The sequence below is a fragment of the Sandarakinorhabdus cyanobacteriorum genome (assembly GCF_002251755.1).
GTDB lineage: Bacteria > Pseudomonadota > Alphaproteobacteria > Sphingomonadales > Sphingomonadaceae > Sandarakinorhabdus > Sandarakinorhabdus cyanobacteriorum.
The window spans coordinates 26,031-51,672 of the sequence record NZ_NOXT01000123.1 but is presented as its reverse complement, the minus strand read 5'-3'; the positions used below and the strand labels follow the sequence as shown (position 1 = coordinate 51,672).

Here is a 25,642-nt window from a genome sequence, read left to right as displayed (position 1 = left end):
CCAGCATTCCCCTGAAATTCTTATCGAACTCATCGAGTTTCTATCCCCTATTTACCGTCAATATTCCACGCTGTTGATGAAGCATGCGAGAAAGATGAAAGCCATTGATGTCACCGGCTAATTTCATGATATCTGCCAAGGTTTCTTCAAGATCTGCCGCATTTGGGGCGGCCTTTATCAATTGAAAGCCATCTGCTGTTTGTTTTTGGCTTTGAACGGGCCATTTACCATCAGGCTCTGGGCCGTCAATCCGCCACAGCCCATGAACGAGCAGATTGCGAATTAGCGCAAGCTTTAAGGCGCTATCCCGAATATGATCTGCATAGGCCTGATATGCCTCGATAGCGGGTGCTATGGTTTTTACAGAGCGCCGCCAAAGCTTTACCTTCTTATTGAAGCTTCTCGGCATTTCAGGGGACAATTCGGCAATGCCTGGAAACTGGCGCAGGCTGTTCAAGTCCATGTCAAATCCGATTTCGACTCGCGACCATTCAATCACAATGGCAGCCAAGGCTAAGCCAAACTCTGGCGCAACCATAATTGGCTCCCCCTTAAGGGCTATAATAGGTGGGAAACCTGGAAGGAAGGAGTCACTCATGTGCGAGCCTTTAACTGACACCTGTTCCAAGTTCCGGGAATATTATACTCATTCCCCTCCATCCAACGCCCACACCGGCGCCTCCAGCGCCTCTGCCAGCTTGCGCCGCGTCGCCGCCGAACCGGTGCCGCCGCCATTTTCGATCCGGCTCAGCCAGACCTGGCTGAGGCCGGTGCGGCGGGCGAGTTCGGCCTGGGACAGGCCACGATAACGACGCCAGGCGGCGATGGGGTGGAGGCCGTCGTCGAGGATGGCGCCGAGCACTTCGCCCGGCATCGTGCCTTCGCCGGCATCAATCCGCGCCAGCGTGGCGCGGGCGTCCGCAAGGTCTTCGCCGTCCGCTGCCAGCGCGGCCAACCGGTCATAGTCCTTTGCCGGCAGCACCACCATTTCAGTGCCTTCCGGCGTCCGGAAACGCTGCACCTCAATGTTCATGTCCGCCTCCTAGTCATAGACGTCTCCGCGTGGGCCGATCCGGATCACCGACACGATCACCAGCGTTTCGGTGTAGACCACCCGCCAGTCACCCACCCGAAGCCGAAACAGTCCCTCGCAGCCCTTCATGGGCAGTATATTGTTGGCTTGGGCAGCGGGATCGCCCGCCAGCTGCCTGATCTTCAACCGGATGCGCGCTGAGGTTGCGGCGTCGATCCGCATCAAAGTTTTGGCCGCCTGCCGGCTATACTCGACTCGCCGTCCCGTCATTAAAACGATCTATAACTGAAGAGGGTGATACAGTAAACGGGTGCGATCACGCCCGCCGCGCCCCTGCCCATGTCACCCGGACGTGATCCGGGGCGGAGCCCCCCCTCTTCACCCCGTCCTGTCCGCACGTCCCTCCAGCCGCGATCCTGCCCGCGTCAAGCCGGCGTGCCCGGCGATCTGGCGGCGCTGGCGGTCTGCCTCTGTCCTACAGGCCTGGTCTGCGCTATGGTCACAAGCTTTGGCGGCCCTTGAAATCACGCACGAATTTTTCCGATTCCCGGCAGAATCGTCAAAAGTGACAAATGGCGCTCAGGGGCAGTGGTGGTCGGCGTGACATCGGGCTCGATGTGTCACGTGTGTCGCATGAACGGGCCGGCGGCGTGGGCTGCGTCGTCAGATATAGCGGCGGGCGATGGCGCTGAGGTCGTCGGCCAGATCATAGACCATGGGTTGGCCGGTGGGGATTTCCTCGTGGATGATCGCCTCGTCTGACAGGCCGGAGAGATGTTTGACGAGGGCGCGCAGGCTGTTGCCGTGGGCGGCGATGATGACGCGCTTGCCGGCCTTCAACTGCGGGGCGATTTCGGCCTCGAAATAGGGGAGGACGCGGGCGATGGTGTCTTTCAGGCTTTCGGTGGCGGGCACGGCCACGCCTTCGTAACGGCGATCGGTCGAAAGATCGAAGGGCGAGCCGGGCTCCATCGGCGGTGGCGGCACATCAAAGCTGCGGCGCCACAGCTTGACCTGCTCTTCGCCATATTTTGCGGCCGTGTCGGCCTTGTTCAGGCCGGTGAGGCCGCCATAGTGGCGTTCATTGAGGTGCCAGTTCTTGATGACCGGGATCCACACCCGGTCCATCGCGGCCAGCGCCAGGTTGAGCGTCTTGATCGCCCGGCTCTGGACGGAGGTGAAGCCGATATCGAAATCCAGCCCAGCTTCAGCCATCCGCCGGCCGGCATCCAGCGCCTCGGCCGTGCCCTGATCGGTGAGGCCGACATCCCACCAACCGGTGAAGCGGTTTTCAAGGTTCCACTGGCTTTGGCCGTGACGGAGGAGAACGAGCGTGGGCATGGCCGGCGGTTTAGCAGGCCCGCAGCCGGTTGCCAGCCCCTTTCAGCAGCGCCCGGTTAGAGCGCGGTTTCGTCAAGCTCTCCGGTGCGGATCCGCACCGCGTTTTCGATGTGGGAAACGAAAATCTTGCCATCGCCGATGTTGCCGGTGTGGGCGGCCCGGGCGATCAGATCGGCAAGGCGAAAGGCGTCATCATCCTCCACGACCGCTTCGATCTTCAGCTTGGGGACGAGGTTGAAATTATACTCGGCGCCGCGATACGCCTCGCTGTGGCCCTTCTGGCGGCCAAAGCCGCGCACTTCGGTAACGGTCAGGCCTTGCACGCCGCCGCCAGACAGCGCCTGTCGCACCTCGTCCAGCCGGAATGGCTTGATGATGGCCGTGATAAGCTTCATGCCTGCCCTCCCTGTCGATGGTGCAAGGCCTGCAACCTGCCGCACGGCAGGGCCCCGAGACATAAGGCGTTTGACGGTGCGCGGTTCAGGCGGGATCGGCCAGCAGACGGCGGGCGCTGGCTTCGTCTTCGGCCAGGACCATCAGACGGATGCCCGAGACGCCGGGCCCGATCAGGCTCGCGATGCCGGCGTCGAACAAAAGGGCATCGATGCCGGCGGCTTCCAGCCGGGTGCGGGCAATTTCCGCCTCCACCGGCGAAAACAGGGTTTCAACGCAGACGAGCGCCATCAGCTGTAGGGCAGCACCGAGGGCGGGGTGACCGGCAGGCCATCGATGGAGCGGTTGCGATCCTGATATTTGGCGAGGCGTACCGCCGGATCTTCCTGGGCGTGATATTTGCGCAGGGTCTGGCGTTCTTCGACCATGGCCATTTTGGGCACCGCCCAGACGCAGCTTTCCTGGGTGGATTCAACACTGATCCGGAAGATCTGGCGCACGCCGCGTTCGATGGTGAAATGGCTGGCCAGCGCGGCGAATTCCGCTTCCTGGGGCAGGACGGCGCGGCCATGGCCATAAATGCGATAGATCAGCGGCGGCTGATCAAAGGCGCAGAACATGATGGTGATGCGGCCATCGGCGGCGAGATGGGCATGGGTTTCGTTGCCGCTGCCACCGTAATCGAGATAGGCGCAGGCCCGGCCGCCATCGAGCAGGCGGAAACTGTCCATGCCCTTGGGGGACAGGTTGATGCGCGCATCGGCGGCGGCGGTGGCGACGAAGAAGACCGGCTGGCGGGCGATGAATTCGGCTTGTTTTTCCGTGATATGGTCAAAGAACTCCGACATTCCCGCCTCCCTGGTTCAGGCCGCTGTCCCGCCCACGGTCAAGCCTTCGACCAGCAAGGTGGGCTGGCCGACGCCGGCCGGCACGCTCTGCCCGGCCTTGCCGCAGATGCCGACGCCTTCATCCAGCTCCAGATCATTGCCGATGGCCTTCACCCGGGTCAGCACATCGGGGCCATTGCCGATCAGCGTGGCGCCCTTCAGCGGGCGGCCGAGACGGCCATTCTCGATCTCATAGGCTTCGGTGCAGGAAAACACGAACTTGCCGCTGGTGATGTCCACCTGGCCGCCGCCGAAGCTCTTGGCGAAAATGCCCTTTTTCACACTGGCCAGGATGTTGCCGGGGTCTTCGTTGCCGCCCAGCATGAAGGTGTTGGTCATGCGCGGCATCGGCGCGTGGGCATAGGATTCGCGCCGGCCGTTGCCGGTGGCCACCACGCCCATCAGCCGGGCGTTGAGACGATCCTGCATATAGCCCTTGAGGATACCATCCTCGATCAGCACGGTGCGGCCAGTGGGGGTGCCTTCATCGTCAACCGTCAGGCTGCCGCGGCGCTGGTCGAGGCTGCCATCATCGACGACGGTGACGCCGGGGGCGGCAACGCGCTCACCGATGCGGCCGGAAAAGGCGCTGGTGCCCTTGCGGTTGAAATCGCCTTCAAGGCCGTGGCCAACGGCTTCGTGCAGCAGCACGCCGGGCCAGCCGGGGCCGAGCACCACGGTCATCTCCCCGGCCGGGGCATCGACGGCGTCGAGGTTGGTAAGTGACTGATTCAAGGCGATATCAATGGCGCGTTCCCAGGTCGCATCCTCGAACAGGCGATCATACATGGTGCGGCCGCCAAGGCCGTGGAAGCCGGTTTCGCGGCGGCCGTTCTTTTCGGTGACGATCTGGACGTTCAGGCGCACCAGCGGGCGGATGTCGCGCACCCGGGTGCCGTCGCCGCGCAGGATTTCCACCACGCTCCAGCTGCCAAGCAGGCTGGCCGATACCTGCACCACGCGCGGATCGCGAGCGCGGGCGGCGGCGTCGATCTTCTGCATCAGGGCGACCTTGGCGGAAAAATCGATCCCGGCCAACGGGTTGTCGTCACTATACCGGCGGGCGTTGGTAGGCATCGGCGCCAGCGCCATGGTGCCGGAATGGCCATCCTTCACCAGACGCACCGTGTCGGCGGCGCGGGCAATGGCGGCCGAGGAGAGTTCGGTGGCATGGGCAAAGGCGGTCATCTCGCCCGCAACACCGCGCAGGCCGAAGCCCTTTTGCGTGTCGAAACTGGCGGCCTTCAGCCGGCCGTCGTCGAAACTGAAACTCTCGGAGACGACATATTGCAGATAAAGCTCACCGTCGTCACAGCCCGAAAGTGCGGCCGCAACCTGGCGCTCGGTGGCGGCAGGGTCCAGCCCGGTGTCGGAATAGAAGAGTTTGGTGGCATCAAATTGGCTCATGGTGACCGATATGGGCCATGTGCCGAAAAAGCGAAAGGGGTGCGCGCTCGCGTCCGCTCAACTGAACTTGCAGGTCAGCACCCAGCGCTCGCCCGGCCGGTCGAAGCTGATGCGGCTGCAATCATCCAGCACGTCGCGGCCGATCAGGATCCAGGGATCGCGCCCGCGCTTCTTGCGGGTGCGGTCGGCCGAAACGGTGATCGTGTCTTCATCATCCTCTTCGGTGGAGGTGCCCTTGGCGCGGGCATCGATCGCACGGGCCTCGGATTCCGAGACGCGCACCGACATGCGCCGCATCGGCAGGCCGGCGATGGTGAGGCCAGGCTTGCCAGCCAAACCCTGCATCGGCAACGAAACCGCCGGGAACGGCCGCCAATAGCCGATTTCGGCGATGCGGCTGGCCAGCCCGGCCTGGATCAGCGCTTCCCCGGCGCGGGCGCTCATCACCGTCGTCGGGATGTTGAGCTCGAGGCTGATGTTCACCTCTTCCCCGCCGATGCGGGTGCGGATCATGGCCTCGCCCTTGCCCTTCTTGGGGATGATATAGGTCTGGCTGCCGGCGGGCGTTTCGCCGCGCACGAAATCGATGCGGTCTGCAGCCAGCGACCCGACCGGCAGAATCGCGTCGGCATCGGCGGCGGTGGGGGTTTCCAGCCAGGCCATGGGCACCTTGCGGCCGGCCAGGCCCTGCGGGGCGGCGGTGCTGATGGTGAAGCGGATCACCGTCTTGCCGCTGGCAAAGGGCGTGTTGTTCAGGCTGAACTTGCCGATGATCGGAAAGGGCTTCACCCCAGCCCTTGCCACTGCGGAGGGGTTCAAGAGCAGGCCCTGATCATAGCTGAGGGCGATGCGGGTGTTGAGCGTGGCGTTCTTGACGACAACCGGCATGTAGGGATTGCCGTTGTCGCTGATCTTCAGGGTGAGCGCGGCCGGCGCCTTGGGCTTGGCGGCATGGGCGGCGCCGGGAAGCAGCGCCAGCACCAGACCGGCGGCGAGCGCCCTCATCGCCGGTCGGCCGGGCCACCGGCCAGGATGAAGCGGCGGTCGCAATAGGAACAATCGGCAAAGCCTGATGCGTCGATCTGGATCCACACGCGCGGGTGGCCATCGCCTCCCTGTTCGTCGCCGTCGCAAAACACGCGGGCGGTATCGGTGACATAGGTTTCGGGGGCGGGAATCGCCAGGGCGCGCGGGGCTGTCATGGCGTTGGATTATCAGGCTGCCGGGCCAAAGTCACTATGCCGCAGCGGCTGCAACGCGTTTGTCACGCCGTTGCCATGCCGATGCAACCAACGGCGGGCAGTGGGCCCCGGCCAGTGACCATCACCAACCGGGGACTTCATCATGCGCCGTCTGATCCTGCTTGCCACCGCCAGCCTGCTGCCCGCCCTGCCCGCCTTTGCGGCGGACGAGCAGATCGCCGAATCGATTGGCGAGGAGATTGTGGTGACTGCGCAGAAGCGCGAGCAGAAGCTGGTCGATGTGCCGATCACCATCACGGCCTATACCGGGCGCAGTTTGCGCGAGATTGGCGTGACGCAGTTTGACCAGCTTTCGGCCTATGTCCCCGGCCTCAACGTGCAGGAACAATCGCCCAACAACCCGGGCTTTGTCGTGCGCGGCATCACGTCGGACACCGGATCATCGCAAGGGTCGCCGGCGGTCACCGTCTATCTGAACGGGATCGACGTCAGCCGGTCGCGCGGATCCTATTTTGACCTGTATGATCTGGAGCGGGTGGAGGTGGTGAAGGGCCCGCAATCCACGCTGTTCGGCACCGCCGCCGCCGTGGGTGTGGTGAGCGTGATCACCGCCAAGCCCAGGGCCGGCACATCGGGCGAGCTGCGCGTGGGCTATGGCAATTATGACCAGCGCCGCATCGATGGCTTCGTCAATATCGGCAACGACACGCTGGCACTGCGGGTGGCGGGCGCCATCAAGCTGCGCGACGGCGTGGTGCCCAATATCGCCGGGCGGCCGGGATCACAGACGCCGAATGGCCCGCGCATCGATGATCTGAACGGCCAGGGCCAATATGGCGCGCGCGTGTCGCTGCGCTACACGCCGTCGGCTGACCTCACCCTTGATCTGGTTGGCACCTATGACGGGCAGCGCGCGCCGGGCACCGCCTTTTCCAGCGGCACCTTTGCCCCCACCGGCGGCACCACCAGCCCCTACAGCTTCAAGGAAGTGGCCGGCGCGCCGGACAGCCTGGCGACGCTGGGCCTCGACCAGCCGGGGCTGAAGCGCAATGTCTATGACCTGAACCTGACCGGCAGCTACAAGGTTGATGACCAGTTCAGCTTCACGGCCATTGCCGGCTATCGCAATTTCGACAGCCTGGAGGTGTTCGACGCCGACGGGACCCAGGCGCATTATCTGGAATTCGCCGAAGACGCGCGCGGCGAGCAGCTGAGCTTTGAAGGCCGCGTGAACTTCACCAGCGACAAGGTGCGCGCCTTTGCCGGGGCCAATTATTTCTGGGAAACCGGCTTCCAGCGCGTGCCGTTCGTTTCGGAAGAAGGGATTTTCCTGCAGTGCGCGGCGCGGCTGGTGCCGGGGCTGGCCTGCATCAACAATGCAACGGGCGTGGTGGAGGCCGCCCAAGCCACGGCCATCCTGACGCGCGGCGCCTTCACCCGCCTGCCCTATGCCTCGGAACAATTCCGCAATTCGGCCACCATCGACACGTTCAGCCTGTTTGCCGATGTGACCGTGATCCCGGTTGACGGGCTGGAACTCAACATTGGCGGCCGCTGGCTGACCGAAAATCGCTTCAGCGGGTTTTCCAGCAACATCCCCAACACGCGCATCACGGGCGCCAGCCTGATCCCCGGCGGCATCAGCACCGGCGGCGCGGTGTTGACCGGCGAAGGCAATTTCGATGCCTTCCTGCCGCGCGCCAACATCCTGTATCGCGTCACCGACAATGTGAACGTCTATGCCACCTGGTCGCGCGGCCGGCGCTCGCCAGTGGTGCAGGTGAGCGCGGCGCGCGTGGCCGGCCAGGTGGTGCCCGGCGTGCGCAATTTCCCGGCGGAGCTGCTGACCAATTACGAAGTGGGCGTGAAGGGCAATATCGGCAAGGTCAACTTCAGCCTTGCCGCCTACATCATGAAATACAAGGATTTCCAGATTTCGGTGCCGCAGCAGGGAGCGCCGGCGCTGATCGTCAACGCCGATGCCACCAACAAGGGCATCGAGGCGGAGATCAACGCGGCGGTGACCGAGATGATCACGCTCTATGCCAACGGCAGCTATATCGACGCCCGGCTGAATGATGATCCCCGCTTTGGCAATTTTTCGGGCGACCGCTTCCGTCTGCAGCCGGAATGGCAGGGCGCAGCCGGCGCCAATATCCGGGTGCCGTTGACCGCCAAGCTGGAATTGTTTGCCAACCCCAATGTCACCCACCGCTCCAGCCTGTTCTTCGAACTGCCCAACAATCCGGTGACCGCCCAAGGCCCCGTCACGCTGGTCAATCTGCGCGCCGGGGTGCGCCATCCCGAAGGCAAGTGGGAAGTGATCGGCTTTGCCAGCAATCTGTTCAACGAACGCTATCTGCTGGATGCCGGCAACACCGGCGGGGCGTTTGGCATCCCGACCTTCATTCGCGGTTTGCCGCGGCTGTTCGGGGTGGAGGCGGTGGTGCGGTTTTGATCGCCGCCGGGCGAGCGCGCGCGCCGCGCGCCGAGCCCGGCAAGATCGGCCGGCGACCAGGCAAGGGCGGCCACAACAGGCCGCCCTTTGCTTGTGTCGTTCGATGGCGTGGCTCTGCCACGCGCTGCCTGCTGCTTGTTGCGTCTCTTTGTGGCGAACGGCAAGCGCCTGCCCCCTCCGCCTCCCTGCGGTCGGCACCTCCCCCAGAGGGCGAGGACTGATTTTGTCGCCCGACAATGCGCGTGCAGCCTTTGCCAGTAGGGAGGATCTGGGCGAGATTGCCTTGCTCCCTCCCCTGCGCAGGTCTATCCCTTGCGCCATGTCGGAATCCGCGATCAGCCTCCGTGGCCTCACCAAGACCTATGCCGGCGGCAAGCAGGCGCTGAAGGGGATTGATCTGGATATCCCGCGCGGCAGCATCTTTGGCCTGCTCGGGCCCAACGGCGCTGGCAAATCGACCACGATCAACATCCTCGCCGGCCTGGTGAACAAGACCGGCGGCACGGCGCGCATCTGGGGCTTTGACATCGACGAGCACCCGCGCAACGCCAAGGCCAGCATCGGCATCGTGCCGCAGGAGCTGGTGTTCGATGCGTTTTTCACGCCGTTCGAGACGCTGGAACTGCAGGCCGGGCTGTTTGGCGTGCCCAAATCAGAGCGCCGGACGATGGAATTGCTGAAGGCGGTGCGGCTGGACGACAAGGCGCATGTTTATTCCCGCACCCTGTCGGGCGGGATGAAGCGGCGGTTGCTGGTGGCAAAGGCACTGGTGCATGCGCCGCCGGTGCTGGTGCTGGACGAGCCGACAGCGGGCGTGGACATCGAATTGCGGCAATTGCTGTGGGATTATGTGCGCGAGCTTCATGCGCGCGGCACCACCATCGTGCTGACCACCCATTATCTGGAAGAGGCCGAAAGCCTGTGTGACCGCATCGCCATCATCAACCATGGCCAGGTGGTGGCCAATGACGAGACGGCAAAGCTGCTCGGCACCACCGGCGACAAGGTGCTGGAGGTGATGGTGGACCGCGACCTGGCGGGCGTGCCGGCGGCGCTGGAAGGCTGCAAGGGCGTGGAACTGAAGGGCGCGCGCACGCTGGTCATCACCTATGACAAGCGCAGCAACAATGCCGGTGCCGTGCTGGCGATGGTGGCGGCGGCGGGCCTGGGCGTGGTGGAGGTTTCCACGCGCGAGGCCGATCTGGAAGATGTGTTCCTGGAGCTGACCAGTGGCAAGACCGTCGCCGCCTGAGGCGCGCCATTTCGATGCCATCGTGATCGGATCGGGCGCGGCGGGGCTGACCGCGGCGTTGAACCTGGCCGAGCATGGCCGCGTGGCCGTGCTGGCAAAGGGCGGGCTGGCCGATGGATCGACCGCCTGGGCGCAGGGTGGCATCGCCGCCGTTCTGGACGCCGGCGACACGGTGGACGCGCATGTGGACGACACGATGGTGGCGGGCGCCGGGCTGAACCACCGGGCGACAGTGGAGTTTGTGGCGAGCAATGCCAGCGCCGCGATTGACCGGCTGGCGGCGTTGGGCGTGCCGTTCAATCCGGGCGAAACGGTTTCGGAACGCTGGCACCTGACGCGCGAGGGCGGGCACAGCCACCGCCGCATCGTGCATGTGGATGATGCCACCGGCTGGGCGGTTTCGAGCGCGCTGATCAAGGCGGCGGCGGCGCATCCCAACATCACCTTGGTGCCGGGCATGGCGGCGGTGGACCTGATCACCCACCGCCATGTGCTGGGGGAGCGGTTTCCGCAGCGGCGCTGCCATGGCGTGTATGCGCTGGATGTGGCGACGCGCCATGTGGTGCGTTTTGTGGCGCCGGCGACCGTGCTGGCGACCGGCGGGGCCAGCCGCGTGTATCTTTATTCCACCAACCCCGATGGCGCGACGGGTGATGGCATTGCCATGGCCTGGCGGGCGGGCTGCCGGGTTTCCAACATGGAATTCAACCAGTTCCACCCGACCTGCCTTTATCATCCGCAGGTGCGCAATTTCCTGATCACCGAAGCGGCGCGCGGCGAGGGCGGGCATCTGAAGCTGCCCGATGGCAGCCGGTTCATGGCGCGCTATGATGAGCGGCTGGAGCTGGCGCCGCGCGATGTGGTGGCGCGGGCCATCGACGCCGAGATGAAGCGGCTGGGCCTGGAGCATGTGCTGCTTGACCTGTCGCACCTCAATGCCGATTTCGTGCGCGGCCATTTTCCGACCATCCATGCCCGGCTGCTGGAGCTGGACATTGACTGCACGCAACAGCCCATCCCGGTGGTGCCGGCGGCGCATTACAGTTGCGGCGGGGTGATGGTGGATCTGGCCGGGCGCACCGATCTGAATGGCCTGTGGGCGGTTGGGGAAGTGACGCAGAGCGGCCTGCACGGCGCCAACCGGCTGGCATCGAACAGCCTGCTGGAATGCCTGGTGTTTGGCCAGGCTGCGGCCGACGATATCGCCGCCAGCCGCAGCGATGCGCCGGTTCCCGAGGTGAAGCCGTGGGACGAAAGCCGGGTGACCGACAGCGACGAGGAAGTGGTGATCGCCCACAATTGGGACGAGTTGCGGCGGACGATGTGGGATTATGTGGGCATCGTGCGCACCGACAAGCGGCTGGAGCGGGCGGCGCACCGGGTGAAGAATCTGCGCAAGGAAGTGCAGGATTATTACGGCAATTTCCGTGTGACCGCCGATCTGATCGAGCTGCGCAACCTGGTGACCGTGGCCGATCTGATCGTGCGGTCCGCCCGGCGGCGCAAGGAAAGCCGCGGCTTGCATTTCAGCACGGATTATCCCGGGCTCGCTGATGCGGCGGTTGATACGGTGCTGGACCCGGTGCAGGGCCGGGAAGGCTGATCAGGCGGCAGCCGACTGCAGCGGGATGGCAATCGGGGTGCCAAACACCTCACCCTGGCCGCAATCACAGCCCATTTCGACTGGCACGCGGCGCTGCGGTTCGCCGTCCACACCCTGTGCCACCACCCGCTTGCCCAGGCTGTGGGCCAGATCGATGATGGCGCGCACCACCTGCTGGCTGCCGGTGCTGGCCGTGAGGCTGGAAATGAAGCTGGCATCCATCTTGATGAGATCGCTGGGCACATCGCGCAGGCTGATCAGGCTGGCATTGCCGGTGCCGAAATCATCCAGCGCCACCCGCACACCCGAATCGCGCAGGCATTCCAGGCATTCGAACAGGGCACTGCCGAGGCCGCCGGTGGCAACCGCTTCGGTGATCTCGATGATGAGCGCCGTGGCCGGCAGGCCCTGGCGGGCCAGCTCATCCAGGATGGCGATGGCGGCACTGGGGCCCTGCAACTGGCTGGTGATGCAGTTGACCGCCACCGCCACGTTGGGATGTTCACGGCGCAGGGCCACAGCCTGGGTGATGGCCTGTTCCAGCGCCCATTGGTTCAACAGCAAGGCAAGGCTGGCTTCGCGCATCACCTCGCCAAACTGGTCCGGCAGCAGCAGGCCCAGTTCCGGATGCTGCCAGCGCAGCAGCGCTTCATAGGCGACCAGCTGGCCGTTGGCATTGGCAATGGGCTGATAATGCAGCAGGAACTGGCCAGCGGGCAGACCGCTGCGCGCCTCGCTCACCATGCGGCTGCGGGCCACTGCCTCGTCGGCCATGTTGGCATCGAAGCTGCGCCAGCACCCCCGGCCGGCGGCCTTGGCGCGATAGAGCGCCATGTCGGCCAGCTTGTGCACCGCCTGCAGGCTGGAACTGCCATCATCACTGGCATGGCCGGCGCAGATGGAAATGGTGAGATCATAGCCGGCGTGGCGCAGCGGCACCCCGGCCGAAAGGGCGATCATCTGGCGGAGCGCCGGCAGCCGGGCGCGCGCTTCCCCTTCCAGCACGATCACGAATTCATCCCCGCCAATGCGGGCAATGGTGGCGTGCGGACCGGCGGCGGCGGCAAGCCGTTCCGACACCGCGATGATCAGGGCATCGCCAGCATCATGGCCGGCCATATCGTTGGTCTGTTTCAGGAAATCGATATCAACCGCAACAATATCAACCCCGCTGCTGCGGCCTGCGGTGCGTTCCAGCAGGCTTTGGAACAGCGCCCGGTTGCCAAGCCCGGTCAGAGGATCGGTGGTGGCGGCCTTGAGCAGGACCCGGCGCTCCTTGTCGGTGGCGTCGGCTTCCAGCCGCAGTTGGCGGAACCGATCGGCGATGGCGAGGCTGAGCAGCAGCGCTTCCCAGGCGATGGCGGCAAAACCGGCCTGATCGACGCCATCATCCTGGGGCAGGAACCCGAAATTGCGCAGGATGCGCGCCACCAGCAGCGCCAGCGCCGGCAGCCAGCCGATCAGATAGAACCACACCGCCCGGCTGCGCCGCACCACGGCATAGACGCTGCCCACTGCCAGCAGGCCGGTGACGATGATCATCGCCAGGTTGAACATGCGATCGGTGTAGGCCGCGGCAAACACCGTATCGAAGGACGCAACAACACTGGTGACAGCAACAAGGATGCCGGCAACCTGCCCGATGTCGATCAGCCGCTGGGGCAGCTTGCCCTTTTCAATCAGCGTGAAGAAGAAGGATGCGCCCGACACCACCAGCAACCCGACCAGCAGAAACGACGTGCGCGCCGATGCCGGGCCGGCCAGAAACGGGAAGAATTGCAGGATCTTGCCCGACCAGATCAGCAGATAGGTGAGCGCGGCTGCAACCCACACGACATACCAGCGCTGGAACGGGATGTGCAGCCAAGACAGCAGGAAGACATTGTAGGTGAAGGCGGCAAACAGCACGCCCATCACGATGGCGATCAGCACCGTCCAGTCCTGAACGAACAGCGCATGGTCTATCTTGTCCATGGCCTTCACGGTGCGGACCATGCTGGGTGCATCAATATCCTTGAAACCCACACGAACGGCGGTGATCGATTTGCCGGCAATGGGCACCGCGAAGCGCAGATTGTTGCCCAACGACCAGTTTTCATCGAGGTTGAACTGGTCACGCTGGAACAAGAGTGTGCCGCCCGTGTGCTGGACCCTGACATCGATGCTGCTGAAGCGGGTGTTGTCGACCAGCAATTGCCAATCAGGCTCCAGATCACCGGCGTTGGTCATGTCGACGGCGAACCAGGTCCAGCGGCCCGGCGGCGTGGCCGGGCAGGTCTCCACCTGGCAGTTCATGGTGTGGAATGGCAGGCGGTGCGTGGCTGCGGCCGCTGGCGGAGCCAACAGGGTGATCATCGAAAACAGAAGCGCAAGCAAGGCCAGCAGCCGCCGGCCAGTCACCGGCGCCTTCATCACGCGCAGAAAATGACCAAGGCGGTGATTCACCCCCAACTGGCTCCGACGTTTGACCCTCGCAAGCGTCGGTCTGGCACAAATTGCTTTAGGATTCGTTATGCAATTGCCAATCCGGCCCCATTCGTTTCAAATTGGCAGTCAATATTGACAAGTGGTTGAGCGTTGAAGGCCGACGCTTCACCCCATGAGTTCGCGGACATCGGCCAGGCGGCCAGTGACAGCTGCAGCGGCAGCCATGGCCGGGGACAGGAGGTGTGTGCGCGACCCCGGGCCCTGGCGGCCAACGAAATTGCGGTTGGAGGTGCTGGCGCAGCGTTCGCCGGCCGGCACCTGATCGGGGTTCATGCCCAGGCACATGGAACAGCCCGGCTCCCGCCACTCAAAGCCGGCTTCGATGAAGATGCGGTCCAGCCCCTCGGCCTCGGCCTGGCGCTTGACGAGGCCGGAGCCCGGCACCACCAGCGCCTGGCGCACATTGCCGGCGAGCTTGCGGCCCTGCACCACGGCAGCGGCAACGCGCAGATCCTCGATGCGGCTGTTGGTGCAACTGCCGATGAAGATATTCTCGACGCTCACATCCGCCATGCGGGTGCCGGGGGTGAGGCCCATGTAATCAAGGCTCTTGGCCGCGGCAGCCTGCTTGGACGGATCGGCAAAGCTCATCGGATCGGGCACCGTGCCGGTGATCGGCACGACATCTTCCGGGCTGGTGCCCCAGGTGACGAGCGGGGCGATGGCACTGCCATCAATTTCGATCACCCGGTCATACACCGCGCCGGCATCGGTCTTCAGCGTCTGCCACCAGGCCAATGCCTTGTCCCACGCATCGCCCTTGGGCGCGCGCGGGCGGCCCTGCACATAATCGAAGGTCTTCTGATCCGGCGCGACCAGGCCGGCACGGGCGCCGGCTTCGATGGCCATGTTGCACAGGGTCATCCGGCCTTCCATTGACAGGGCTTCGATGACCGGGCCTGTATATTCAATCACATAGCCAGCGCCGCCGCCCGAACCGAGCGCGCCGCACACGGCCAGTGCCACATCCTTGGCCGAAACCGAGAAACCGAGCGTGCCGGTGACACGGACTTCCATCGCCTTTGACTGGCGCAGCAGCAGGGTTTGCGTGGCAAACACATGCTCCACCTCCGACGTGCCGATGCCGAAGGCCAAGGCACCAAAGGCACCGTGCGTGGCGGTGTGGCTGTCGCCGCAGACCATGGTGACGCCCGGCAGGGTGAAACCCTGTTCCGGACCGATCACGTGGACGATGCCCTGTTCCGGCGCATCGATGCTGTAGAGTTCCACCCCGAATTCGGCGCAATTGGTCACCAGCGCTTCCAGCTGTGCCTTTGACATCGGATCAACGATCGGCAGTCGGACACCATTGAGGACTCTGGCGGTGGTGGGCACATTGTGATCGGGCACGGCCAGCGTGAGATCGGGGCGGCGCAGCTTGCGGCCGGCGAGGCGCAGCGCTTCGAATGCCTGCGGCGTCGTCACTTCGTGGATCAGGTGGCGATCGATGAAGATCAGCGCGGTGCCGTCATCAAGCGTCTTGACGACATGATCGTCCCAGATTTTCTGATAGAGGGTGCGCGGGCTGCTGGTCATGGCGGCAGGCTTTGCCAAGCCGGGGCGGCAAAATCCAGCGGCAAAATGGTCAGGCGGCGGCGATGGCGGACAGCGCGGCAATCAGCGCCTCCACCTCGGCGGCGCTGTTGTAATGGGTGAAGCCCACCCGCACCGCGCCGCGTTCCTTGAGGCCAAGCACGCCGGCAGGTTCCCAGGCGTAGTAATAACCGTTCCAGACGAACATGTTGCGCGCGGCCAGATCGGCGGCGATGGCATCGGCGCTGTGGCCGGCGATTTCGAAGGTGAAGGTCGCCACCCGCTCGTGCAGCCGGTTGGGGTTGGCGATGCCGTGCAGCGTCACGCCCTTGATGCTGCCCAGCCCGGCGAGGAACTGCCGCGCCAGCTCCAATTCGTGCGCCTGGGCGGCGGCAAAGCCGGCCTCCAGCCTTGTGCGCAGCGGCTGGTCAGCCGTCACCGTGCCGGCCACCTCGCCCAGCCAGGCCAGATGATCAATGGCGGCGGCGGTGCCGGCCATCGCCTCGAAACTGGGTGTGCCCGGGGACAGGCGGGTGGGCATGGCATCCACCGACGGGCGCACCTTGAGCGGCGGGATGCGCACCTGCAGGGCCTTTGAAACACACATGATCGCCGCATGCGGCCCGAAGAATTTATAGGCCGATGCCGACATGAGGTCGCAGCCGATGGCCGCCACATCGAGCGCCAGATGCGGGGCGGACTGCACGGCATCGACAATGCTGGTCGCACCAACGGCACGGGCGGCGGCGCAGACGGCGGCAACATCGTTGATGGTGCCCAGCATGTTGCTGGCATGGCCCACGGCGACGGCGCGGGTGCGGGCATCGATGAGATCGGGCAGGGTCTCGAGCTTTAGCGCGAAGGTCTCGCGGTCCCACGCCAGGAAGCGCACCTCCACCCCGCGCGCGGCGGCGGCCTGCAACCAGGGGGAGACATTGGCATCATGGTCCATTCGGGTGACAAGGATATTGTCCCCAGCCCGCCAATCATGCGCGATCAGCGGTGCCATCTGGAAAAACAGGCTGGTGGTGTTCAGCCCGAAGATCACTTCATCATCGCCGCAGTTGAAGAAGCTTGCCGCCGTGGCCAGCGCGGCATCGAAAATCGCACTGGTGGCAACACTGGTGCGAAACAGGCCGCCATCATTGGCGCAGACGCCGATCATCACATCGGTCATCGCACTGATCACCCGGCCGGCAACCTGGCTGCCGGCCGGCGCATCGAAATAATGGCGGGGCACGCCATCGTCGCAAAGGGCCAGCGCCGGAAAGGCGGCGCGTACGGTATCGATCGGCAGGATCATGCTGGTTCCCCGCTGGTTGCGGGGTCGTTACTGGCCCAGCGCGTCGACGGCGGCAAGCACCGCTTCGGGTTGCGGGCGCACGCGGTAATTTTCTTCCATCAATCGGGCGCGGATGATGCCCTTCCGATCGATCACATAAACGGCGGGGCGGGGCACACCATAGGCGCGGTTGCCGGCCGGATAGGCGGGATCGCGCAACTGCCAACCATCAATCACCTGTGATTGCGGGTCAGACAGCAGCGGCCAGGCCACGTTGCGCTCTGCCGCGAACCTGGCGAGCACATCGGGCGCGTCATAGGACAGACCAACCAGCGCATAGCCCCTGGACGCGAGGGCAGTTGCGGCCTTGTCGTTCATGGCGATCAACTGTGCCTTGCAGAACGGGCACCAGGAGGCCGACCGAAAGAACATCAGCACCGTGCCCTTGCGGCCGGCAAGCTGCTTCAGCGTGCGGGTCTTGCCGCTGATATCCTTGCCGGCAACCGCCGGGGCCTTTTCGCCGACAGCGGGAATGGCCAGGGCTGGGGCGGCCAGGCTGGCGACGAGAAGGACGAGCGGGGTGAGGAAGGTGCGCATATCGGGTCCTCCGCATCAGGGTCGGGAAAGGTTACGCGTCATTCCTCGTCAAGCAACGGCAATATGGTTTGTTCGGCCGGCGCAACCAGGCCCAGATGCTTCCAGGCCGGGCCGTTCAGCATGCGGCCGCGGGCGGTGCGGGCAATGAGGCCCTGCTGGATCAGAAAGGGCTCGATCACATCTTCCAGCGTGTCGCGCGCTTCGGACAGGCCGGCGGCGAGCGTTTCGATGCCGACCGGGCCGCCGCGATAGATATCGGCGATCATCATCAGGTAGCGGCGGTCCATGGCGTCAAGGCCGAGCCGGTCCACCTCCAGCCGGCTCAATGAGGCATCGGCGAGTTTCGCGTCCACCGGCTTGCCGCCGGCAAAATCGCGCACCCGCCTCAGCAGCCGGCCGGCAATGCGCGGGGTGCCACGGGCGCGGGCGGCAATCTCGCGGGCGCCATCGGGGGTGAGCGGCAGGTCGAGCAGCCGGGCGGCACGGGTGACGACCTGTTCCAGCTCGTCCACCGTGTAGAAATTGAGCCTGAGCGGGATACCGAAGCGGTCGCGCAGCGGGGTGGTGAGCAGGCCGGCGCGGGTGGTGGCACCAACGAGTGTGAAGGCCGGCAGATCGATGCGCACGCTGCGCGCCGACGGGCCTTCGCCGATCATGATGTCGAGCACCCGGTCTTCCATCGCCGGATAGAGGATTTCCTCGACGGCGGGCGCGAGGCGGTGAATCTCGTCGATGAACAGCACATCATGCGGTTCGAGATTGGTGAGGATGGCAGCGAGATCGCCGGCCTTGGCAATCACCGGGCCGGAGGTGGCGCGAAAGCCGACACCCAGTTCGCGGGCGACGATCTGGGCCAGCGTGGTCTTGCCGAGGCCGGGCGGGCCGTGCAGCAGCACATGGTCCATCGCCTCGCCCCGGCTGCGCGCGGCGGCGATGAAGATGCCGAGATTGTCGCGCAGGGCGGCCTGGCCGATGAACTCATCCAGCCCCTTGGGGCGCAGGGCGGCGTCAATATCGTCCGGACGGCGCTGGGGGGAGAGATCGGCGGTCATTTCTTATTGCCAATGGCAACGCTAGAAAACTCCTTTAACACCTCAAGGATCTTTGCTTCTCTAGATTTCGGATCCAAACGTTTTTGAACCTCGCTCACAAAAAGCCTTTGATATTGAACCAATTGATCTCGATCTATTTTCCCATCTTTTTTACTAATTTCATCGTATGCAAAAACTATGTAGTCAATTACATCCTGACGAAACCCGCGGTACGCAAACGGTTTTTCCTTTCCATATTCTTCTTCATATTTATTTGGAAAATAGAATCGACCTGTATCGATAGATGCACTAAGTTTAGATCGAACTTCTCTTATCTTTTCGGTTTGTGCGCCAGGGTCTTCCGCAGCATGTATCGCCTCTGAAATAAGAAACGCGACTTGCGACGCCCATTGATTTAACTCGCAAAAATATTCATCAGACCAAGATATCTTACTGAGCTTGGTTTGCATTTCTGACAATTCATTCTGCCGTTCAGTGAGCGCTGTTGATTTTTGGTCTGACTTCGAAGCATAGATAGCCGCCCAAATAGAGACGGCCAGAGAGGAGCCAGAAAGAACTACAGAAATCCAATCAGTTTCCGTGGTCATTGCTTTGCACTCCTTTTTAAAGCCACCCGCACCACATCATTCAGCGCCGCGCCCTCACCCAGATCGGCCAGCGCTTCGGAGACGGCGCGGCTGGCGTCCATCGGGCGGAAGCCCAGGGCGGCCAAGGCCGCGATGGCATCGTCGGCCACGCGGGCGCCGGCCTTGATCGGCAGCGGCGCCCCGGCCGAAAGCGCGACGGCGCCCAACTTGCCCTTCAGTTCGTTGGCGATGCGGGCGGCAAGCTTGGGGCCGACGCCGTTGGCGCGGGCCAGGCTGGCGGCATCGCCGGCGGCGACGGCATGGGCGATCTGATCCGGCGTGAGGACCGACAGGATGTTCAAGGCCACCCGGCCGCCGACGCCCTGCACCGTGGTGAGCGCGCGAAAGGCGGCCAGTTCGCCCTCGGCAGCAAAGCCGAACAGGGTGATGGCGTCTTCGCGCACCTGGGTTTCGATGTGGAGCGCCAGCCCCTGCCCCACCGACAGGTTGGAGAGGGTGCGGGTGGAGGCCTGCACCAGATAGCCGACGCCATTGACGTCAACCACCAGGCTGTCTGCCGACACGCTGTCCACCAGGCCCTTCAGGCGGGCGATCATATCATCACCTCACGCATGCTCCGCACCAGATGCGCGTGGGCGATTGCCACTGCCAGCGCGTCTGCCGCATCGCTGCCATTGATTGTCACGCCGGGCAACAGCCGTTCCACCATGGCCTGCACCTGGGGCTTCTCGGCGGCGCCGGTGCCGGTGAGGGCTTTCTTGACGGCACGGGTGGCGTGTTCGGCAACCATCAGCCGGGCGCGGCCAAGGCACAGCAGCGCGACACCGCGCGCCTGCACCAGCTTGATGGTGGTTTGCGGGTTGGTGTTGACGAACACCTCCTCGACCGCCGCCTCGCCGGGCTGGTGGGCGGCAATCACGGCCATCAGATCATCGTGCAAGGCCTTGAGCCGATCGGTAATCGCATCGGTGACCTTCGTCTTGATCGTGCCATGGGCAACATGCTTGAGGCGGTTGCCGTCGGCCACGATCACGCCCCAGCCGGTGGCGGCCAGGCCGGGATCAAGGCCGATGATGGTGCGGCTCATGGCCGGGGGCGCGCGCCGTTGGCCAGGGTGACGAAGGTTTCGCTGCGCAGTTTCCAGCCCTGCGGCGTGGGCACCCAGACGGCGAAATAGTCGCCGCTGAGCACGCCATTGGTGCTGCCGCCCGACCAGTGGCCATATTCCACCGCGCGGGCCGGCGGATCAGCGACGGTGACGGTTGCCGGCGTGCGGACAAAGCCGAGAAAGCCGCTCGTCTTGAAGGCGCGGGCGAAATAATCGGTCATGGCATCGGCACCGATGATGGCTTCGCCGGTGGTGCCGGCAATGCCGACATAGCCATCGCCGAAGGCGGCGCGCACGCCCGCCACATCGCGGGCGGCAATGGCAGCATTGTAGGCGGCGCGGGCCGCCTTGATCTCGGCCACCGGATCGGCCGCGGCGGGTGTAGCCATGATCATCAGCAGTGCTGCCAGGCCCGGTTTCACAAACTGGCCATCACGTCGTCGGGCACGTCATAATTGCCCCACACCGATGCCACATCGTCATCATCGTCCAGCTTGTCGATCAGCTGCATCAGCTGGGCGGCATCGTCGGCGCCAACGGTGACCATGGTGCCCGGCTTCCAGGCCAGCTTGGTGCCTTCAGCCTCACCCAGCACCGGTTCCAGCGCGCGGGCGACTTCGTGGAGATTTTCGATGCTGGTCCAGATCTCGTGGCCGTCGTCGCTGGATTGCACATCGTCGGCGCCGGCCTCCAGCGCGGCTTCGAACACGGCATCGGCGCTGCCGGCCGCGGCCTTGTAGCTGATCAGGCCCAGCCGTTCGAAGGCGTGGGAGACGCTGCCGGAGGCGCCGAGGTTGCCGCCGTTCTTGGCCATGATGGTGCGCACGTTGGTGGCGGTGCGGTTGCGATTGTCGGTGAGGGTTTCGATGATGAGGCTGACGCCGCCGGGGCCGAAGCCTTCGTAGCGCACCTCCTCATAGTTTGCCGTGTCGCCGCCCTGCGATTTGTCGACGGCGCGCTGGATATTGTCTTTCGGCATGCCTTCGGCGCGGGCGGCCAGGATGGCGGCGCGCAGGCGCGGATTGTTGGCGGGATCGGGCATGCCCATCTTGGCCGCGACGGTGATTTCGCGGGACAATTTGGAGAAGAGGGCGCTGCGCTTTTTGTCCTGCGCGCCCTTCCTGTGCATGATGTTCTTGAATTTGCTGTGGCCGGCCATGGTGCTTCGTTCGCTGCAGGGTTGATGGCAGCGGCCTTAGCAACGGCCGGCCGGCACGGCAATCAGGCGAGACAGGCCAGCGCCTGTTTCAGCATCACGCCGCACAGATGGGCGCGATAATCGGGCCCGGCGTGGATGTCGCTGTTGAGATCATCGGCCGGCATCGCCGGCAGGGCGCCACCGGCAGCGATGGCGGCTTCGGCCTCGGCCCAGCGGAAGACGCCGGGGCCGGCACCGGTGACGGCGACCCGCCATTGGCCGCCATGATCGGCGACATAGACACCCACCACCGCATAGCGCGAGGCCGGGTGGCGGAACTTGGCATAGGCCGATCTGGCCGGGATCGAAAAGCCGATGCGGGTGATGATCTCACCATCAGCCAGCGCCGTGGTGAACATGCCCTGGAAGAAATCATCGGCCGTGTGGCTGCCGCGATCGGTTTCGATGAGGGCGTCCAGCGCGAGGCAGGCGGCGGGATAATCGGCCGCCGGATCATTGTTGGCCACGCTGCCGCCCAGGGTGCCGCGGTTGCGCACCTGGGCATCGCCGATGCCACTGGCCAGCGCGGCAAGGCCCGGAATGGCGGTGGCGCCGGTGGCGACATCGGCATGGCGGGTCATCGCGCCGATCCACAGGCGGTTGCCGTCGCGGGTGATGCCCGACAGGCCAAGGCCCGACAGGTCAACCAGGGCATCGGGCATGCGCAGGCGCGATTTCATCGCCGGAATCAGCGTGTGGCCGCCGGCGAGATAGGCGGCTTCACCGCCACCCGAGAAGGCGGCTGCGGCATCGGCCAGGCTGGCGGGGCGGACGAGAGCGAAATCACGCATTGGCGGCCTCCATCCCGGCAGCGCCGGCCACGATCGCCTTCACGATGTTGAGATAGCCGGTGCAGCGGCAGAGATTGCCCTCCAGCTCGTGGGTGACGAGTTCGGGGGTGAGGCGGGTGCCATGCTTGCGCACGATTTCAAGCCCGGCCATCACCATGCCCGGCGTGCAGAAGCCGCACTGCAGGCCGTGGGCCTCGCGGAAGGCCTGCTGCATCGGGTGCAGCGCCTCCGGGCTGCCCAGCCCTTCGATGGTGGTGATGGCGGCGCCTTCGGCCTGGGCGGCCAGCATGGTGCAGCTTTTGACCGCCACGCCATCGACCAGCACATTGCAGGCACCGCACTGGCTGGTGTCGCAGCCGATATGGGTGCCAGTCAGGGCCAGCGTGTCGCGCAGCACCTCCACCAGCAGGCTGGCGGCGGGCACATCGACATCATGGGCCTGGCCGTTGATGCTCAGCTTGATCTGCATGGCGTCTCCCCTGTCTTGCGGCCAGCCTATCAGCCTTGCGCGCGCGCCGCCATCATCGCTTTCAGCCCTTCGGCCTGTTCGGCCACGGCCTGGGCGCCCAGCGGGCTGGCCTTGGCGCGATCCCACCAGCCGGCGAGGCCCGGGCGGGCAGCCACCAGCGCCTTGGTCGGCATCGGGCCATCCAGCGCATCGAGGAAGAAGAACACCGGGATCATCGCGGCGTCGGCCATGGTGAAGCTGTTGCCAAAGGCATATTCATCACCGGCTTGGCGATAATGCTCGATATAGCCAAGCGCGTCGCCCATGCCCTGCATGGCGGCCGGAACACCGGCCGGGTTTTCACGGCCGCGGAACAGGCCGCCCAGGCTGGGCACCATATAGGTATCAACCAGGCGCGTGAGCAGCCGCACCATGGCGGCGCCGCGCGCATCGGCCGGCACCATCGCCGGGCCGGGCAGCACCTGATCCAGATAATCGGCGATCACCTGGCTTTCCGGCAGCGCCAGATCGCCATCGACCAGCAGCGGCATCTTGCCGGTGGGGCAGAGCGCCAGATATTCCGGCGACTTGATGCCGCCTTCAAAGCTGGCGAGGGCCACTTCGGCCCCCTTGGCGCGGCTGACCAGCAGCGGGCGCATCACGAAGGGAGAGAGTTTGCCGCCGTACAGGATCATGTGGTTCGTTCCCCGATCAGAGGCCAATGGCGGCCTTGTAGGTTTCGAGCAGCGCCTCGGCTTCCTGCCGGGCCTGGGTTTCCATTTTGCGCAGACGCACCAGCGTTTTCATCGTCTTGATGTCAAAACCGGTGGCCTTGGCTTCGGCATAGACATCCTTGATGTCGTCGGCGATGCCCTTCTTTTCCTCTTCCAGCGTTTCGATGCGCTCGATGAACAGGCGCAACTGGCTGGCGGAGACATTTTCGTCGCTCATGTGTGTCCCTGAAAGTCTGGAGGCGTGAGGCTGCGGGTTACCGGACAGCGTCATTCTTCGCCAGCGATTCGGCCATGCGATCCAGCTGTTCCTGGGTGGCCGGCTGCTGATGCAGCGCCTTCCATTCGGCCTGGCTCATGCCATAGACATGGGTGCGGCCTTCGTCTTTCGACAGGGCGAGGCCGCGCTGTTCGGCTTCCTCGTGCAGCCAGTCGCCCAGGCAGTTGCGGCAGAAACCGCTCCAACCCATCAGATCGATGTTCTGCACGTCGCTGCGCTGGCGCAGATGCAGCATCAGCCGGCGAAAGGCCGCCGCTTCAAGCTGTTCGCGCACATTGTCATCGGCCAAAATCGTCATGTTTCCGTCGCTCTCCTGTGGCAATGCGCCGCATGTCAGGCTATCAACCGCAAAACGAACGTTCCCAGTCGCAGCCATACAGAGGCCATTTTCATGTCGCGTCATCTTGAGCCCCGTGGTCGCCGGGTCAAGGTTCTTGCCACGCTGGGTCCGGCTTCGGCCAGCGAGGCGATGATCGCCCGCCTGCACGAGGCCGGGGCCGATGCCTTTCGCGTGAACATGAGCCACGGCAGCCACGAAGGCCAGGCCGCGCTGATCCAGGCGGTGCGCAGCGTTGAAAAGGCCAATGGCCGGCCGATTGCGATTCTGGCCGACCTGCAGGGGCCCAAGCTGCGCGTCGGCCGCATTGCCGGCGGCAGTGCCGAACTGGTGAAGGGCGCCGCCTTCCGGCTGGATCGGCAGACGGCACCGGGGGATGCGACGCGCGCCTGCCTGCCGCACAAGGAGATTTTCGCCGCCCTGCGCCCCGGCGCCCGCCTGCTGGTGGATGATGGCAAGATCGTGCTGCGGGCGCAGAGCGTTTCGGCCGATGCGATTGACTGCGTGGTCGAGGTGCCGGGCACCATCAAGGACAACAAGGGCGTGAATGTGCCCGATGTGGTGGTGCCGCTGCCGGCGCTGACAGTGAAGGACCGCGCCGATCTGGCCTTTGCGCTGGATTGCGGGGTGGACTGGATCGCCCTGAGCTTCGTGCAGCGGCCCGAGGATGTGGCCGAGGCGCGACGGCTGATCGGTGGCCGCGCTGCGCTGCTGGCCAAGATCGAGAAGCCGGCGGCGCTGGAGCGACTGGACGAGATATTGGAACTGGCCGACGCGGTGATGGTGGCGCGCGGCGATCTGGGCGTGGAACTGCCGCCGCAGGCGGTGCCGCCGGCGCAGAAGCGCATCGTCGCCACCGCCCGCATGATGGGCAAGCCGGTGGTGGTGGCGACCCAGATGCTGGAATCGATGATCACCGCCCCCACCCCGACCCGCGCCGAAGTGTCGGACGTGGCGACCGCCATCTATGACGGGGCTGATGCGGTGATGCTGTCCGCCGAAAGTGCCGCCGGCCAGTTCCCGGTGGAGGCCGTCGCCATGATGGACGCGATTGCGGCCGAGGTGGAGGCCGATCCCGGTTACCAGGGCCGGGTGCATTACACCGAAATCGCCACGGGGCGTTCGACGGCGTCGGCCATCACGGCCGCCGCGGCGGACATCAGCCGCACCATCGGCGCGCGGGCCATCGTGTGCTTCACCATTTCCGGTTCCACCGCCGGCCGGGCCGCGCGGGAACGCGCGGCGGTGCCGGTATTGTGCCTGACGCCGGCGCTGGCGACGGCACGGCGCATGGGGCTGGTGTGGGGCGTGCATGCCGTTGTCACCCGCGATGTCGGCAGCTTTGAAGAGATGGTGGCCAAATCCAAGCGCATGGCGCTGCGGGCCCATCTCGCCAAGGGCGGCGACCCACTGGTGCTGATCGCCGGGGTGCCGTTTTCCACGCCGGGCACCACCAATGTGGTGCATGTCGTGCGGCTGACCGGGGATGAGCTGAAGAATTATTGAACTGGTAACACGCTGTCATGCTGAACTTGTTTCAGCATCCATGGCCGTGCGCCCCGACATTCGCGCCCTTTGGGGCGTGATCCCATGGATGCAGAAACAAGTTCAGCATGACGAGAATCTGTTCGGGGA

The 25,642-nt window shown here is 64.8% G+C and carries 29 protein-coding genes; 4 read left to right on the top strand and 25 right to left on the bottom strand.

Annotated features, from left to right (window positions below):
- Positions 1 to 40: 40 nt before the first annotated feature.
- The 10 genes from CHU93_RS17355 to CHU93_RS14190 all read right to left on the bottom strand — a co-directional run bounded on the left by CHU93_RS17355 (position 41) and on the right by CHU93_RS14190 (position 6,263).
- On the bottom strand, positions 41 to 598 hold the full coding sequence (locus CHU93_RS17355) for a hypothetical protein (protein ID WP_133064416.1): 558 nt from the start codon (positions 596 to 598) through the stop codon (positions 41 to 43).
- 48 nt (positions 599 to 646) lie between these two features.
- Positions 647 to 1,033 carry a helix-turn-helix domain-containing protein gene (locus CHU93_RS14230; protein WP_094474826.1) on the bottom strand — a complete coding sequence of 129 codons (387 nt, stop codon included), beginning with the start codon at positions 1,031 to 1,033 and terminating at the stop codon, positions 647 to 649.
- Positions 1,034 to 1,042: 9 nt separating this feature from the next.
- On the bottom strand, positions 1,043 to 1,303 hold the full coding sequence (locus CHU93_RS14225; RefSeq protein ID WP_094474825.1) for a type II toxin-antitoxin system RelE family toxin: 261 nt from the start codon (positions 1,301 to 1,303) through the stop codon (positions 1,043 to 1,045).
- Between the two features lie 393 nt (positions 1,304 to 1,696).
- The gene (gpmA, locus tag CHU93_RS14220; protein WP_094474824.1) at positions 1,697 to 2,374 is read right to left on the bottom strand and encodes a 2,3-diphosphoglycerate-dependent phosphoglycerate mutase; all 678 of its coding nucleotides are present in this window, start codon (positions 2,372 to 2,374) and stop codon (positions 1,697 to 1,699) included.
- Between the two features lie 56 nt (positions 2,375 to 2,430).
- Positions 2,431 to 2,769, bottom strand: a complete 339-nt coding sequence (locus CHU93_RS14215; protein ID WP_094474823.1) for a P-II family nitrogen regulator — start codon at positions 2,767 to 2,769, stop codon at positions 2,431 to 2,433.
- 85 nt (positions 2,770 to 2,854) lie between these two features.
- Complete coding sequence (locus CHU93_RS14210) at positions 2,855 to 3,058, bottom strand: putative signal transducing protein (protein ID WP_094474822.1); 204 nt, start codon at positions 3,056 to 3,058, stop codon at positions 2,855 to 2,857.
- A complete protein-coding gene (locus CHU93_RS14205; protein WP_094474821.1) occupies positions 3,058 to 3,615 on the bottom strand; it encodes a pyridoxamine 5'-phosphate oxidase family protein in 558 nt (185 codons plus the stop codon). Before CHU93_RS14205 ends, CHU93_RS14210 begins: the two co-directional genes overlap by 1 nt.
- A gap of 15 nt (positions 3,616 to 3,630) precedes the next feature.
- On the bottom strand, positions 3,631 to 5,061 hold the full coding sequence (tldD, locus tag CHU93_RS14200) for a metalloprotease TldD (RefSeq protein WP_094474820.1): 1,431 nt from the start codon (positions 5,059 to 5,061) through the stop codon (positions 3,631 to 3,633).
- Between the two features lie 57 nt (positions 5,062 to 5,118).
- Positions 5,119 to 6,066 (bottom strand): hypothetical protein, encoded by a 948-nt coding sequence (locus CHU93_RS14195; protein ID WP_094474819.1) that lies wholly within the window; start codon positions 6,064 to 6,066, stop codon positions 5,119 to 5,121.
- Entirely contained in the window at positions 6,063 to 6,263 is a 201-nt protein-coding gene (locus CHU93_RS14190) for a zinc-finger domain-containing protein (protein WP_086116563.1), read from the bottom strand. The genes CHU93_RS14195 and CHU93_RS14190 overlap by 4 nt, the downstream gene beginning before the upstream one ends.
- A 142-nt stretch (positions 6,264 to 6,405) precedes the next feature.
- On the opposite strand from CHU93_RS14190, the gene CHU93_RS14185 reads away from it, so the two are divergent.
- The 3 genes from CHU93_RS14185 to nadB all read left to right on the top strand — a co-directional run bounded on the left by CHU93_RS14185 (position 6,406) and on the right by nadB (position 11,576).
- Positions 6,406 to 8,721: a TonB-dependent receptor gene (locus CHU93_RS14185; protein ID WP_094474818.1), complete on the top strand. Its 2,316-nt coding sequence runs from the start codon at positions 6,406 to 6,408 to the stop codon at positions 8,719 to 8,721.
- 319 nt (positions 8,722 to 9,040) lie between these two features.
- Positions 9,041 to 9,973 carry an ABC transporter ATP-binding protein gene (locus tag CHU93_RS14180; RefSeq protein WP_094474817.1) on the top strand — a complete coding sequence of 311 codons (933 nt, stop codon included), beginning with the start codon at positions 9,041 to 9,043 and terminating at the stop codon, positions 9,971 to 9,973.
- Positions 9,951 to 11,576: an L-aspartate oxidase gene (gene nadB, locus CHU93_RS14175; RefSeq protein WP_094474816.1), complete on the top strand. Its 1,626-nt coding sequence runs from the start codon at positions 9,951 to 9,953 to the stop codon at positions 11,574 to 11,576. The genes CHU93_RS14180 and nadB overlap by 23 nt, the downstream gene beginning before the upstream one ends.
- On the opposite strand, the gene CHU93_RS14170 is transcribed toward nadB, so the two are convergent.
- The 15 genes from CHU93_RS14170 to CHU93_RS14100 form a co-directional block, all read right to left on the bottom strand.
- Complete coding sequence (locus CHU93_RS14170) at positions 11,577 to 14,021, bottom strand: putative bifunctional diguanylate cyclase/phosphodiesterase (RefSeq protein WP_133064415.1); 2,445 nt, start codon at positions 14,019 to 14,021, stop codon at positions 11,577 to 11,579.
- 147 nt (positions 14,022 to 14,168) lie between these two features.
- On the bottom strand, positions 14,169 to 15,599 hold the full coding sequence (gene leuC / locus CHU93_RS14165; protein ID WP_094474814.1) for a 3-isopropylmalate dehydratase large subunit: 1,431 nt from the start codon (positions 15,597 to 15,599) through the stop codon (positions 14,169 to 14,171).
- A 49-nt stretch (positions 15,600 to 15,648) separates the two neighbouring features.
- A complete protein-coding gene (locus CHU93_RS14160; RefSeq protein ID WP_094474813.1) occupies positions 15,649 to 16,899 on the bottom strand; it encodes a cysteine desulfurase-like protein in 1,251 nt (416 codons plus the stop codon).
- A 27-nt stretch (positions 16,900 to 16,926) separates the two neighbouring features.
- Entirely contained in the window at positions 16,927 to 17,475 is a 549-nt protein-coding gene (locus CHU93_RS14155; protein WP_094474812.1) for a peroxiredoxin family protein, read from the bottom strand.
- Between the two features lie 38 nt (positions 17,476 to 17,513).
- Positions 17,514 to 18,527, bottom strand: coding sequence for a Holliday junction branch migration DNA helicase RuvB (gene ruvB, locus CHU93_RS14150; RefSeq protein WP_094474811.1), 1,014 nt, complete (start codon positions 18,525 to 18,527; stop codon positions 17,514 to 17,516).
- Positions 18,524 to 19,114, bottom strand: a complete 591-nt coding sequence (locus CHU93_RS17350; RefSeq protein WP_133064414.1) for a hypothetical protein — start codon at positions 19,112 to 19,114, stop codon at positions 18,524 to 18,526. Before CHU93_RS17350 ends, ruvB begins: the two co-directional genes overlap by 4 nt.
- Entirely contained in the window at positions 19,111 to 19,710 is a 600-nt protein-coding gene (ruvA, locus tag CHU93_RS14140; RefSeq protein ID WP_094474809.1) for a Holliday junction branch migration protein RuvA, read from the bottom strand. Before ruvA ends, CHU93_RS17350 begins: the two co-directional genes overlap by 4 nt.
- Complete coding sequence (gene ruvC, locus CHU93_RS14135) at positions 19,707 to 20,201, bottom strand: crossover junction endodeoxyribonuclease RuvC (protein WP_094474808.1); 495 nt, start codon at positions 20,199 to 20,201, stop codon at positions 19,707 to 19,709. The genes ruvA and ruvC overlap by 4 nt, the downstream gene beginning before the upstream one ends.
- A complete protein-coding gene (locus tag CHU93_RS14130) occupies positions 20,198 to 20,611 on the bottom strand; it encodes a DUF4440 domain-containing protein (RefSeq protein WP_165768755.1) in 414 nt (137 codons plus the stop codon). Before CHU93_RS14130 ends, ruvC begins: the two co-directional genes overlap by 4 nt.
- Positions 20,612 to 20,640: 29 nt before the next feature.
- On the bottom strand, positions 20,641 to 21,381 hold the full coding sequence (locus CHU93_RS14125) for a YebC/PmpR family DNA-binding transcriptional regulator (RefSeq protein ID WP_094474806.1): 741 nt from the start codon (positions 21,379 to 21,381) through the stop codon (positions 20,641 to 20,643).
- Between the two features lie 62 nt (positions 21,382 to 21,443).
- Positions 21,444 to 22,211: an FAD binding domain-containing protein gene (locus CHU93_RS14120; protein ID WP_094474805.1), complete on the bottom strand. Its 768-nt coding sequence runs from the start codon at positions 22,209 to 22,211 to the stop codon at positions 21,444 to 21,446.
- The gene (locus CHU93_RS14115) at positions 22,204 to 22,680 is read right to left on the bottom strand and encodes a (2Fe-2S)-binding protein (RefSeq protein WP_094474804.1); all 477 of its coding nucleotides are present in this window, start codon (positions 22,678 to 22,680) and stop codon (positions 22,204 to 22,206) included. The genes CHU93_RS14120 and CHU93_RS14115 overlap by 8 nt, the downstream gene beginning before the upstream one ends.
- Positions 22,681 to 22,709: 29 nt before the next feature.
- Positions 22,710 to 23,354 carry a glutathione S-transferase family protein gene (locus CHU93_RS14110; protein WP_094474803.1) on the bottom strand — a complete coding sequence of 215 codons (645 nt, stop codon included), beginning with the start codon at positions 23,352 to 23,354 and terminating at the stop codon, positions 22,710 to 22,712.
- A 16-nt stretch (positions 23,355 to 23,370) separates the two neighbouring features.
- Positions 23,371 to 23,610 carry a DUF2312 domain-containing protein gene (locus CHU93_RS14105; RefSeq protein WP_086116578.1) on the bottom strand — a complete coding sequence of 80 codons (240 nt, stop codon included), beginning with the start codon at positions 23,608 to 23,610 and terminating at the stop codon, positions 23,371 to 23,373.
- A 37-nt stretch (positions 23,611 to 23,647) separates the two neighbouring features.
- Complete coding sequence (locus tag CHU93_RS14100) at positions 23,648 to 23,968, bottom strand: DUF1244 domain-containing protein (protein ID WP_094474802.1); 321 nt, start codon at positions 23,966 to 23,968, stop codon at positions 23,648 to 23,650.
- A 93-nt stretch (positions 23,969 to 24,061) separates the two neighbouring features.
- Between CHU93_RS14100 and pyk the strand changes: the two genes are divergently transcribed.
- Positions 24,062 to 25,513, top strand: coding sequence for a pyruvate kinase (gene pyk, locus CHU93_RS14095; protein ID WP_094474801.1), 1,452 nt, complete (start codon positions 24,062 to 24,064; stop codon positions 25,511 to 25,513).
- Positions 25,514 to 25,642 lie beyond the last annotated feature (129 nt).

Coding starts and splice junctions, on each gene's coding strand:
- CHU93_RS14225 (WP_094474825.1), bottom strand. CDS start 1,303: ATGACGGGACGGCGAGTCGAGTATAGCCGGCAGGCGGCCAAAACTTTG.
- CHU93_RS14125 (WP_094474806.1), bottom strand. CDS start 21,381: ATGGCCGGCCACAGCAAATTCAAGAACATCATGCACAGGAAGGGCGCG.
- CHU93_RS14155 (WP_094474812.1), bottom strand. CDS start 17,475: ATGCGCACCTTCCTCACCCCGCTCGTCCTTCTCGTCGCCAGCCTGGCC.
- CHU93_RS14230 (WP_094474826.1), bottom strand. CDS start 1,033: ATGAACATTGAGGTGCAGCGTTTCCGGACGCCGGAAGGCACTGAAATG.
- CHU93_RS14110 (WP_094474803.1), bottom strand. CDS start 23,354: ATGATCCTGTACGGCGGCAAACTCTCTCCCTTCGTGATGCGCCCGCTG.
- CHU93_RS14190 (WP_086116563.1), bottom strand. CDS start 6,263: ATGACAGCCCCGCGCGCCCTGGCGATTCCCGCCCCCGAAACCTATGTC.
- CHU93_RS17355 (WP_133064416.1), bottom strand. CDS start 598: ATGAGTGACTCCTTCCTTCCAGGTTTCCCACCTATTATAGCCCTTAAG.
- CHU93_RS14160 (WP_094474813.1), bottom strand. CDS start 16,899: ATGATCCTGCCGATCGATACCGTACGCGCCGCCTTTCCGGCGCTGGCC.
- CHU93_RS14100 (WP_094474802.1), bottom strand. CDS start 23,968: ATGACGATTTTGGCCGATGACAATGTGCGCGAACAGCTTGAAGCGGCG.
- CHU93_RS14205 (WP_094474821.1), bottom strand. CDS start 3,615: ATGTCGGAGTTCTTTGACCATATCACGGAAAAACAAGCCGAATTCATC.
- CHU93_RS14115 (WP_094474804.1), bottom strand. CDS start 22,680: ATGCAGATCAAGCTGAGCATCAACGGCCAGGCCCATGATGTCGATGTG.
- pyk (WP_094474801.1), top strand. CDS start 24,062: ATGTCGCGTCATCTTGAGCCCCGTGGTCGCCGGGTCAAGGTTCTTGCC.
- CHU93_RS17350 (WP_133064414.1), bottom strand. CDS start 19,114: ATGACCACGGAAACTGATTGGATTTCTGTAGTTCTTTCTGGCTCCTCT.
- CHU93_RS14210 (WP_094474822.1), bottom strand. CDS start 3,058: ATGGCGCTCGTCTGCGTTGAAACCCTGTTTTCGCCGGTGGAGGCGGAA.
- ruvB (WP_094474811.1), bottom strand. CDS start 18,527: ATGACCGCCGATCTCTCCCCCCAGCGCCGTCCGGACGATATTGACGCC.
- gpmA (WP_094474824.1), bottom strand. CDS start 2,374: ATGCCCACGCTCGTTCTCCTCCGTCACGGCCAAAGCCAGTGGAACCTT.
- CHU93_RS14105 (WP_086116578.1), bottom strand. CDS start 23,610: ATGAGCGACGAAAATGTCTCCGCCAGCCAGTTGCGCCTGTTCATCGAG.
- CHU93_RS14120 (WP_094474805.1), bottom strand. CDS start 22,211: ATGCGTGATTTCGCTCTCGTCCGCCCCGCCAGCCTGGCCGATGCCGCA.
- CHU93_RS14180 (WP_094474817.1), top strand. CDS start 9,041: ATGTCGGAATCCGCGATCAGCCTCCGTGGCCTCACCAAGACCTATGCC.
- CHU93_RS14130 (WP_165768755.1), bottom strand. CDS start 20,611: ATGGCTACACCCGCCGCGGCCGATCCGGTGGCCGAGATCAAGGCGGCC.
- ruvA (WP_094474809.1), bottom strand. CDS start 19,710: ATGATCGCCCGCCTGAAGGGCCTGGTGGACAGCGTGTCGGCAGACAGC.
- CHU93_RS14185 (WP_094474818.1), top strand. CDS start 6,406: ATGCGCCGTCTGATCCTGCTTGCCACCGCCAGCCTGCTGCCCGCCCTG.
- ruvC (WP_094474808.1), bottom strand. CDS start 20,201: ATGAGCCGCACCATCATCGGCCTTGATCCCGGCCTGGCCGCCACCGGC.
- tldD (WP_094474820.1), bottom strand. CDS start 5,061: ATGAGCCAATTTGATGCCACCAAACTCTTCTATTCCGACACCGGGCTG.
- leuC (WP_094474814.1), bottom strand. CDS start 15,599: ATGACCAGCAGCCCGCGCACCCTCTATCAGAAAATCTGGGACGATCAT.
- CHU93_RS14215 (WP_094474823.1), bottom strand. CDS start 2,769: ATGAAGCTTATCACGGCCATCATCAAGCCATTCCGGCTGGACGAGGTG.
- CHU93_RS14195 (WP_094474819.1), bottom strand. CDS start 6,066: ATGAGGGCGCTCGCCGCCGGTCTGGTGCTGGCGCTGCTTCCCGGCGCC.